Here is a 10499-nt window from a genome sequence, read left to right on the forward strand (position 1 = left end):
GATACGCTACTATAAGTACCCGCTGACACCCAGGATCCCGACCCATGACGGAAACGGCTGACCTTTGGCCACAGCTTTTGGGGCAGTTGCTGGATCGGCAATCTCTCAGCGAAGCCCAAGCTGAACAGTTGATGAACGGTTGGCTCCAGAACCAAGTGCCAGATGTGGTGTCGGGGGCGATTCTGGCGGCCCTGCAAGCCAAGGGTGTGAGCGCTGGTGAACTGGCCGGCATGGCACGAGTGCTACAGCGGGCTTCGCTGGGATCCCCGCTGGACTTGCCTCTCCTGGTGGATACCTGTGGCACCGGCGGCGATGGGGCCGGCACTTTTAACATTTCCACGGCGGTGGCCTTTGTGGTCAGTGCAGCCGGGATCCCGGTGGTTAAACATGGCAACCGTTCCGCCTCTGGCAAGGTCGGCTCGGCGGATGTGCTGGAGGCCCTGGGGGTGAACTTGGGGGCTGAGCCAGAGCGGGTGCGGGCGGCTGTGGCGGAAGTGGGCATCACCTTTTTGTTTGCTCCCCAGTGGCACCCGGCCATGCGGGCGGTGATCCCCTATCGGCGGGCCCTCAAGGTTCGCACCATTTTCAACCTGTTGGGGCCCTTGGTCAACCCCCTCTATCCCAACCGCCAGGTGATCGGGGTTTACGCCCAGGAGCTGGTGCCGGTAATGGCAGAGGCCCTGCGCCTGTTGGGACGGGAAGGGGCCATTGTGTTGCACAGCCGCGAAGGTCTCGACGAGGCCGGTCTGGATCAACCCACCGATCTGGGCATCCTGTCCGGTGGGCTGGTACGGACGGAAGTCTTGAACCCTGCAGATTACGAGCTGACCCTGGCACCCACCCAAGCTCTCAAGGGGGGGGATGTGGCGGAAAATGCCGCCATCCTCACCCAAGTTCTCCAGGGATCCGGGACGCCTGCCCAGCAGGATGTGGTGGCCTTGAATGCTGCTTTGGCCCTGCAGGTGGCCGGAGTGGCCCCCGATTGGAGAGCCGGGATCGCCCAAGCTCGCGAGATTCTCGCCAGGGGTGCCGCTTGGGATCGCTTACAACAGCTGGTTCATTTTCTCAAGGCTTGATGCCGGTAGGAGCCCAGGAGAGGGCGACAGGGATCCCACCTGAGCCTAGGGCTAAAACTCCCGCCCTCGCCCAAAGGCCAGAACTTCATCCACCCCCAAGCGAGGCTTGCGCGGCAGGTTACCCGCTGCCGCATATCCAACCGCCAGCAGCATCACCGGCACGTAGCGGTCGGCAATGCCGAACTCCCGCTTTACCCCTTCCGGATCAAAGCCGATCATCGGCCCGCTCACCAAACCCTTGGCCTGAGCCGCGATCATCAGCGCCATGGCAGCCATCGCCCCAGAGCGAATCGCTTCATCCCGCGCCAAGGTGGGATTGTGGAGATAGGTTGCCTGGGCCATGTTCACCCAGCCTTCCGCTTTTTCGGGGGGGAGGATCCCGGCAGCAACGCTTCTTTGCACAATTTCAGGCAGTTTCTCATACCCCCGCAGATCCCCCAGGATGATAAACACCACCGATGCATCCGCCACCTTCTGTTGGTTGTAGGCCAGAGATTTGAGGCGCTCTTTGTCTTCCGGGTCGGTGACCGCAACAAACCGCCAGTGCTGAATGTTGAAGGAAGAAGGAGCTTCCGTAGCATAAGCCACCAGCTCTCGGATCTCCGCTTCCGATAAACGGCGGCTGGGATCCAATTTGTCGGCGGAAATGCGCTCTTTCAGGGCAGTTAGGGCGTCCATAGGGATCCTCAAGTGTCGGTAGAAAGGCTGCTCCCCCCAAAGGTAGGGGCAGGATTGGCAAATGGCTATACATTCCGTGTTCAAACGGTCTGTCTTCTTTGTTATCTCCCTTTTATCCAGCCTGTGGCAACCGGGTGAGGCACAAACTGGGCCTTGGCAGGGCAGGCAAGCGGGATCCCTAACGCAAAGGCAGGTATGATGGAAAAACAAACTGGTCTCATCTGGGTCGCCCGGTTAATCGTCGGATTGGTGTGGTTGATGGGGAGAAGCAATCGGTGAACTTCGGTCGAGTGCTGACGGCCATGGTTACCCCCTTTACTGATGAGGGGGAGCTTAACTACGATGAGGCCGCTCGTTTGGCCGATTACTTGGCAACCCACGGCAGTGACGGCTTGGTGGTCTGTGGCACCACAGGCGAATCTCCCACCCTAACCTGGCAAGAGGAGTATGAGCTGTTCCGCGTGGTGCGAGATGCCGTGGCCGGTCGGGCTAAGGTGATCGCCGGGACGGGATCCAACTCCACCCGTGAGGCCATTGAAGCCACAAAAAAGGCCGCTCAACTCGGTTTGGATGGCTCTCTGCAGGTGGTGCCCTACTACAACAAGCCTACCCAGGCCGGCCTTTATGAGCACTTCAAGGCCATCGCCCAAGCCAGTGACCTGCCCATCTTGCTCTACAACATTCCCAGTCGGACAGGGGCCAGTTTACAGCCGGAGACTGTAGCCCAATTAGCAGAATTGGAAACGGTTGTCGCCATCAAAGAAGCCAGTGGTATGATGGATGTAGCTTCGGAAATTCGGCGACTCACTCCCTCGCGTTTCGCCATCTATTCAGGGGATGACTCTCTGACGTTGCCGCTCCTATCTTTGGGGGGGAGCGGGGTGGTCAGTGTAGCCAGCCACCTGGTTGGGTTGCAGTTGCAGGAGCTGATCCAGAGCTACATCAGGGGGCAACACGATCAAGCTTTGGCCCACCACCTGCGCCTGTTTCCGTTGTTCAAGGTTTTATTCATCGAGACCAACCCAGTTCCGATTAAGGCCGCATTGGAGATGCAGGGTTGGCGAGTGGGTCGGGCGCGCCTTCCCCTAGCGCCTCTACAGCCCAGTTCTCTGCAGGTTTTGCGACAGGTGCTTGAAGAGATGGGCCTACTGGCTGAATCGAAGGGATCCGAACAAATGGCGACGAAAGTTTCATGATTGCATTTTTAGGCTTTGCTTCTGCCATGACCACGGTTTTCAGGGGTTTGCAAGGGGCTCTTTTGTGGCGTTTGACCTGTGGGTAGGTAGCTTTTTCCCTGAAAAGCTCTTCCCCGGCCTGGGAAATGGATGAGTTGCGGCTTTCGCCCACAACTTTGTCGGGGATAGCTTGTGCCCATTTCTGTTTTTGTTTTTTTACTGTTGAGGATCTAAACCCATATGCCAACACCACGTTCTTCAGTTGTTTCTCGTTCTGTAACCCCACAATCCACCTCTTCCGTTCAGATGATTCCGCTGGGCGGCGAACGGGAGATCGGCAAAAACACATGGGCCTTCCGCTACGAGGACGACATTATCCTCTTGGATGCCGGTTTGGCTTTTCCCGATGAGAGCATGCACGGCATTAACATCGTGCTGCCGGACATGACCTACATCAAGCAAAACCGCGACAAAGTGCGGGGGATGGTGGTTACCCACGGCCACGAAGATCACATCGGCGGGATCCCGTATCACCTGCGGGAATTTGATATTCCGGTCATCTACGGCCCCAGATTGGCGCTGGCGCTGCTGGAAGAGAAATTGCGGGAAGTGGGCCTGCTCAACCGCACAGAGCTGCGTCCTGTTGGCCCCCGTGAAATCGTTCCCTTGAGTAAGCACTTTTTTGCCGAATTCATTCGCAACACCCACTCTTTTGCCGATAGCTTTACGGTGGCTCTGCACACGCCTGTGGGCGTCATTATTCAGACCGGCGACTTTAAGATCGACCATACCCCCGTGGATGGGGAGTACTTCGACCTGCAGCGGTTGGCCGAACATGGGGAAAAGGGAGTGCTCTGCCTGATCAGCGACTCCACCAACGCTGAAGTGCCGGGGTTCACCCCCTCTGAAGCCTCAGTGGTGCCCGGTCTCACCAAGGCCATTGCGGGAGCCAAGGGACGGGTGATCATCACCACCTTTGCTTCTTCGGTACATCGTCTCAACTTGGTGCTGCAGATTGCCGAACAGCAAGGTCGGGTGGTGTCTCTGCTGGGCCGCTCCATGCTAAACGTGGTGGCTCATGCGCGGCGCTTGGGCTACATCCGCTGCAAGGACGAGACGCTGCAGCCAATGCATGTGATCAACAGCCTGCCGGATGACCGGGTGATCATCCTCACCACCGGATCCCAGGGAGAACCGCTGGCTGCTCTTACCCGCATCGCCAACGGTGAGCACCCGCAGTTGCAAATCAAGCCAGGAGACACGGTGGTGTGGTCGGCCAACCCGATCCCTGGCAACACCATCGCGGTCTCGCGGGTCATCGACAAGCTGATGGAGCTGGGAGCCAATGTCATTTACGGCAAAGACAAGGGCCTGCACGTTTCCGGCCACGGCTGCCAGGAAGACCAAAAGCTGATGATTGCCCTCACCCGCCCCAAGTTCTTCGTTCCCACCCACGGGGAATACCGCATGCTGGTCAAGCACGCCGAAACCGCCATGAGCATGGGGATCCCGCGGGAAAACATTGTAATCATCGACAACGGCGATGTGGTGGAGGTGAACCGGGAGCGCATTGCCATCACGGGCCGCGTCCCCTCTGGCCTACAGATGATCGCCGCTTCCCACGATGGAGTGGTGATGGATGAGATGATGCAGGAGCGGCAGCAGATCGCCAAAGACGGTATGGTGACGGTGGTGATCAGCCTGGACGGCAGTGGCCAGTTGCTCTGCACCCCACAGGTGCAAACCTTTGGCTTGGCGGGGGAAGGGAACCAACTCAAGGGATCCGACCTGAAACCCCTTCTGGAGAACACCCTTCGGCAAGCGTGGCCCCAATTTGCTCGCTCGCTGGAGCGGGGCAGCCTGGACATCGACTGGGCCGGCCTTAAGGGCGAAGTGGAGCGGGTGGTGCGCCGTTTCTTGCGAGAACAATTGCCCGGCAAGCCCACGGTGGCGGTTTTTGTGCAATCCCCTGAAGAGGAGTCTGTGTCTTCCCTGAGTGTGGAAACCCAACCGGAGCCGGTAGCGGGTGCTCTGGGCCGGCGGCGGCGTTCCTCGGCAGCGGTAGCTGCTTCCTAAAACTGGCCCGTTCTCCGTGGCTGGATCGTCTAAGCGCCTTTGGGATCCCTTGCCGAGCGCAGGGATCCTTCCTATTGTGCCGGCTTGTATCCATCCGTGAGAAAACTGCGGAGGGCAGACTCTGCCGCCGCATCTGGTTGCAGGGATCCCACCTCGCTAAAGGGAGGGCAGCGGGTTTGGGGAGGGAGCGGTTGCCGAAGGGCGCTCAAGAAGGCATCGGCCAAATCGGCGTAGCCCCGGTCGTTGGGGTGAAAGCCGTCGGCCAGCGGGCCGGGAAAGAAGGACTCGCGTCGGTAGGAGCGGGGATCGCAGAGCAAGTCCACCACTGGGATCCCCTGTTGGCTTAAGGGGTTGATGGCCCGTTGCGTGAGGCCAACCGAGATCAGGGAGAGCAGTTGGCGCACGCTGCTGGGTTGCTGCTGACCCAGAGGAATCAGGGCGAAGTTGGGCAGGTTGGCCACCGCCAGGCGAGCTTGAGGGGCACGGGCACGCACCGCTTGCAGCAGGGTTTGGTAATCGGCGGCGAATTGTCGGATCTGCTGATCGACGAAGGGCAAGGGATCCTCACCTTGGAGAGCCCGTTGAGCCGCCGCCAGAGCGATGGCGTTGGTATCGTTTCCGCCCACCCAAATGGTGATCAGGGTGGCATCGGGGGGAAGGCGCGGCACTTGATCCTGCAGCAAATTGGCCGGGATCCCCTGCCTCAGGGCTTGCATGGCGGGGCTGAGCACCGCTCCCGAACGGCCCAGGTTGATAAGCTCCACTGGGCCGGGCAGCAAGCGAGCCAGGCGGGGCACATAGCCCGTTCCATTGGGGCAGTCCAGGGGCTCTGAGCGCTGGGGTCGAGTGCCGGCGGCGTTGGCTGGGCCATCACAGGAAATGGAGGCGTTGTAGCCAACGGCATCGCTGGCTCCCAGGGCAACGTAGCGGGTGAGGGTGGGTGGGCTGGGCACAACAGGGGATCCAGAACTGGCAGAGCAGCCGGTTAGCCCCAAACTGAGTATCAAAATCAGCAGGGAGAGGAGGAACACCCAGCTGTCTTGTTGTCTTGGAGTCGAGTTTTCTGGGGTTCGGGTGCTGGCATCCTTTGCAGAGAGAGGCATGGGAAAGCGGGCATAGATAGGGCGAGGCGGGAAGCACCCCCAGACAGGCTAGCCAAGGATCCCAAAATTGGCGAGGTATGGTGGGAGTATGCCGCTACGGTTTTGCAAGTCCCGCACCTACCACGATCCCCTGCATGGCGCCATCAGCCTGAATGGAGGGGACGCGGTTGAGGCTCTGCTCATTCGCCTGATCGATACACCGGCCTTTCAGCGGCTGCGCCGCATTCGCCAGTTGGACACGGCCTTTTTTACCTTCCACGGGGCAGAGGGATCCCGCTTTACCCATTCGGTGGGGGTGCTGCAGGTAACGCGGCGGCTGTTCGACAAATTGGCCCATCGCCACCCGGAGCTGCGTCCCTATCGGGCGGTAACCTTGGCCTCGGCTCTGCTGCACGACATTGGCCATGCCCCTTTTAGCCATGCCGGGGAAGAGATCTTCGGCTGCCGGCACGAGGTTTGGACGGCCCGCATTCTCCGGGAGGATCCCCAGGTGAGGACGCTGCTGGCGGAGTTTGATTCCCAACTGCCGGCCCAGATGCAGCAAGTGCTGCAGAAGCAGTTTCCCCTGCCGCTGGTGGGGCAACTCATCTCCAGCCAACTGGACTGCGACCGCTTCGATTACCTGATGCGGGATAGCCTGCTCACGGGTGCCCAATACGGCCACCTGGACTTGGATCGCATCCTAACGGTGCTGGATTATGACCCGGAGACGGGATCCCTGTCCATCCCCGCCCGCAAAGGCCTGGGGGCCATCGAGCACTACCTGGTGGTGCGCTATTTCATGTACACCCAGGTGTACCAGCACCCCAAGAGCCTCTGTGCCCGTTTTATCTTGGAGCGGCTATTCAGGCGGGCAGAGGCGCTCCTGCAAAGGGGGGAGATTGAGCTGGATCCCATCCTCAGCGCTTGGTGCTGGGCCTCGCTGGCGGCTCAAAAAGGGGATCCCTTCGAGTTGCCGCTCCCCCTCTACTTGGCTGCCGACGATATCATCTTCAGCTACCCCATGCGCCTCTGGGCCATGTCGGGGAAGGATCCCATCTTGGCGGATCTGTCGCGGCGCTACTTGAATCGGGATTTGTTTAAGGCCCGCAACATTACCCAGTTGTCTGAGGAGCAACGCCAAACCCTGGTGGCTGCTGTGCAGGCCAAAATGCTGCGGGATGGGCTGGATCCTGAAAGCTATTTGGGCATCCGCTCTGCCCACGTCCAGGGCTATAGCTTTTATGACCAAGGGATCCAGCTCAAAACCGAGCGTGGCTATGAAGAAATTGCCCATCTTTCCCCTTTGGTGCGTGCCTTGGTGGAAACCCAGCGCCAGGTCTGGCTAATCTTTCCCCGGCCCTATGGCGATATCGTAGAGGGGGTTTTGTCTGCCTAGAAAATCATTGGGCCATCCCAGAGCTAGAGCATTAGAGGTGGGAATCTGTTCCTGAGCACATCTAAACAACGAGGGAAGCAGGAGTGGGGATCCGAGAAATCCTAACGGGGGTATTGTCCTTAACAGCTTTGGCGATTGCCCTAGTGGCTCTGCAACTGAGGCGAGCGTTGCGGGCTTCCCCCTGGCTGAGGGATCCCCCGGCGGAACAGGCAGGGGAAATCGCGGCCGGGATGGAGCGGCTGGCGGTGATCGTGCCCGCCTACAACGAGGCCGAGAACGTGGTGGGCTGCCTGAGCAGCATTCTGGACAGCACCTCTGCCCCTTTACAGGTGTGGTTGGTGGACGATGAATCCACGGATGCCACCTGGGAGCTGGCCCAAGCCCTGGCTGCCGAACGGCAAGATCCGCGCCTACACCTGCTCAAGGGGGATCCCCGTCCCAAAGGCCAAAGGTGGGTGGGCAAAAACTGGGCCTGTGCCCAAGCCGTCGCCCGCGTAGAAGCCGACTACTTGCTGTTTCTGGATTGCGACGTGCGGCTGGGATCCGGTGCCATTGAAGCGGCCTTAGGACATTTGCTGGCAAGCGGCAGCGGCTTGGTGAGTGTAGGGCCGCAATTGGTGTGCGGTTGCCTGGCGGAGTGGCTGGTGCAACCCATCATGATGACCATCCTGGCGGTGGGTTACAACTTTGCCGCCGTGAACGATCCCGACAACCCCAAAGCCTTTGCCTTTGGTCCCTTCCTGCTGTTTCGGCGCTCTGCCTACGAGCAAGTTGGCGGGCATGCCGGAGTGGCCGATGTGGTGATCGAGGATGTGGCCCTGGGGCAACGGATCAAAGCCCAGGGGTTGGGCCTGCAAATTTGCCTGGGAGGGCCGCGGGTGCGCAGCCGCATGTATGCCAACGGGGCTGCCCTTTGGGAAGGGTGGACCAAAAACTGGTTCCTGGGCCTGGAGCGCAACTGGGCCTTGGCGGTGTTGGCAATGGGTACGGTCTTGGGGATCTGCAGCTTGCCCTGGTTGGGGGTGATCCTGGCTGGGGCTACGGGATCCCTGGAGGTGCTGTTGGCCAGCTTGGCAGGGATCCTGGCCCAATTGGCCATCCGGCTTCTGCTCCGGCATTGGGCGCATCTGCCCCTCTGCTACTGGTGGCTAACGGCAGTGGGGGGTTGGGCGACAGCGGCCATCATCTTGGCTTCGGCCATCTGCACCACCACCGGCCGCAACTGGACTTGGCGGGGCCGTTCTCTCGCCGTCCACTGACCGGAGTGCGCCAACACCCCAGAAATGGTACAAGAACATGGTCTAATGGGGGATGTTCGGAAAACAGGCAAGCTGGGTTTAGAAACAGCGGAATAGCACACCATGCAGGCTCTGGTCATCGGATCTGGGGGGCGAGAACACGCTCTGGCCTGGAAGCTGTTGCAGTCTCCCCAGGTTACTCGGATCTACTGTGCCCCCGGCAACGGCGGCATGCAGCAGCTGCCCCGCTGTCAATCCGTGGCTTTGGCGGCTACCGACATTGAAGGCCTGGTGCGGTTTGCTACCGTACAAGGGATCCGCCTGACGGTGGTAGGGCCAGAGCTGCCCTTGGTGCAGGGGATCGTGGACGCCTTCCAGGCAGCAGGGTTGCCCATTTTCGGGCCTAGCCGCGCCGCTGCCCAACTGGAAGGAAGCAAACTCTGGGCTAAGCAATTGATGCAAGAGGCGGGGATCCCGACTGCTCGCGCTACCGGCTTTGCTGAGCTATCTGCCGCTGTGGCCTATCTCGACTCCCAGAGTTTCCCAGTGGTCATCAAAAAAGACGGACTGGCTGCCGGCAAGGGGGTAACCGTTGCCCAAAACCGGGAAGAAGCCGTGCAAGCCCTGGAAGCAGCCCTGGCCAAGCCGGGCGATCAGGTGCTGATCGAGGAGTTTATCCCCGGCCAGGAGGTGTCGGTTTTGGCTCTAACCGATGGCCAGATCTGTGTGCTGCTGCCACCTGCCCAGGACTACAAGCGCCTTGGCGAGGGCGATACCGGCCCCAACACCGGCGGCATGGGAGCTCATGCCCCTGCGGATCACCTGGTCACTCCAGAAGGGTTGGCCCGCATCCAAACCCAGATCCTGGATCCCACCCTGGAGGCTTTGCAACGGCGGGGCATCCGCTACCAGGGGGTGATCTATGCCGGTTTGATGATCACGCCCAGTGGGGATCCCTACGTGTTGGAGTACAACTGCCGCTTTGGGGATCCCGAAGCTCAGGTCATCCTGCCCTTGCTGGAAAACCCTTTGGACGAGGTGCTGCTGGCCTGTATAGAAGGACGGCTGGCCCAAATCCAGCTCAAATGGAAACCCGGCTATGCCGCCTGCGTGGTGATGGCAGCCCCAGGCTATCCCGATGCCTACGAGCGAGGGATCCCCATCTCCGGCTTGGATGCAGCTGCCACCACGGGGGCGTTGGTGTTTCACGCGGGTACCCGCCAGGCGGGCAAGCAGCTCCTGAGCGATGGCGGGCGCGTTCTCTGTCTTACCGGCCAAGGGGCAACCCTATCCGAGGCCCTGCGCCAAGCCTACGCAGCTGTGGAGCAAGTGCAGTTTCCCAAGGCCTACTACCGTTCTGACATCGGCAGCCACGCCCTGGGGCCTGCCGTCCGCCGAGGAGTGATCCCTACCCCATAAAGCCATCCCTTGCCCTCTCAGCTGCAGCCGGATGGAAGAAGCCCCAGAGGGGTCGCTCCTCCAGGGCCCATAAAGCAGCTTTGAAAAAAGCTTTGATGCTTAGACGATAGCGCTTTCGGTAACAAGACGGCAACAGTGATATCAAAAGCTCAACTTTACTTTAGATTCCTTAACAATAGCCCTCTGCTTTGACTAGGCACGGATATTGCTGAGCTGAGTCTCTCCCCTCTCGAGGGGGATCCCCCATTAGCCCACTTGAACTGTTGCGGACCCGGATCCCCTAGAGCAGGCATTTCCTCTCCCAGGGTGGAAGAGGGGTTGGGGGTGGTCGTCTGGGGCAGCGCATGGCAGAGGAG

8 protein-coding genes are annotated in these 10499 nt (G+C 60.2%); 6 read left to right on the forward strand and 2 right to left on the reverse strand.

What is annotated here, in order from left to right; genetic code table 11:
* The first annotated feature begins 44 nt into the window (after nucleotides 1–44).
* Nucleotides 45–1076, forward strand: coding sequence for an anthranilate phosphoribosyltransferase (gene trpD, locus NW820_RS03135; protein ID WP_414329730.1), 1032 nt, complete (start codon nucleotides 45–47; stop codon nucleotides 1074–1076).
* Nucleotides 1077–1127: 51 nt separating this feature from the next.
* On the opposite strand, the gene NW820_RS03140 is transcribed toward trpD, so the two are convergent.
* On the reverse strand, nucleotides 1128–1754 hold the full coding sequence (locus NW820_RS03140; RefSeq protein ID WP_011431721.1) for a nitroreductase family protein: 627 nt from the start codon (nucleotides 1752–1754) through the stop codon (nucleotides 1128–1130).
* Between the two features lie 275 nt (nucleotides 1755–2029).
* Here NW820_RS03140 and dapA point away from each other — a divergent pair, with 275 nt between their 5' ends.
* Together dapA and NW820_RS03150 are read left to right on the forward strand one after the other, a co-directional pair.
* Nucleotides 2030–2950, forward strand: coding sequence for a 4-hydroxy-tetrahydrodipicolinate synthase (dapA, locus tag NW820_RS03145; protein WP_011431720.1), 921 nt, complete (start codon nucleotides 2030–2032; stop codon nucleotides 2948–2950).
* Nucleotides 2951–3169: 219 nt separating this feature from the next.
* On the forward strand, nucleotides 3170–5005 hold the full coding sequence (locus tag NW820_RS03150) for a ribonuclease J (protein ID WP_414406653.1): 1836 nt from the start codon (nucleotides 3170–3172) through the stop codon (nucleotides 5003–5005).
* Nucleotides 5006–5076: 71 nt separating this feature from the next.
* Here NW820_RS03150 and NW820_RS03155 read toward each other — a convergent pair whose 3' ends face one another.
* The gene (locus NW820_RS03155) at nucleotides 5077–6036 is read right to left on the reverse strand and encodes an SGNH/GDSL hydrolase family protein (RefSeq protein WP_414390498.1); all 960 of its coding nucleotides are present in this window, start codon (nucleotides 6034–6036) and stop codon (nucleotides 5077–5079) included.
* A gap of 160 nt (nucleotides 6037–6196) precedes the next feature.
* Between NW820_RS03155 and NW820_RS03160 the strand changes: the two genes are divergently transcribed.
* The 3 genes from NW820_RS03160 (at nucleotide 6197) to purD (ending at nucleotide 10143) form a co-directional block, all read left to right on the forward strand.
* The gene (locus NW820_RS03160) at nucleotides 6197–7486 is read left to right on the forward strand and encodes an HD domain-containing protein (protein ID WP_414406654.1); all 1290 of its coding nucleotides are present in this window, start codon (nucleotides 6197–6199) and stop codon (nucleotides 7484–7486) included.
* Nucleotides 7487–7569: 83 nt separating this feature from the next.
* Complete coding sequence (locus NW820_RS03165; RefSeq protein ID WP_414406655.1) at nucleotides 7570–8745, forward strand: glycosyltransferase; 1176 nt, start codon at nucleotides 7570–7572, stop codon at nucleotides 8743–8745.
* A 102-nt stretch (nucleotides 8746–8847) separates the two neighbouring features.
* Nucleotides 8848–10143, forward strand: coding sequence for a phosphoribosylamine--glycine ligase (gene purD, locus NW820_RS03170; protein WP_414374038.1), 1296 nt, complete (start codon nucleotides 8848–8850; stop codon nucleotides 10141–10143).
* Nucleotides 10144–10499: the final 356 nt, after the last annotated feature.

Origin of the sequence: Synechococcus sp. R55.7, from assembly GCF_047461955.1 — a bacterium.
Classification (GTDB): Bacteria; Cyanobacteriota; Cyanobacteriia; order Thermostichales; family Thermostichaceae; genus Thermostichus.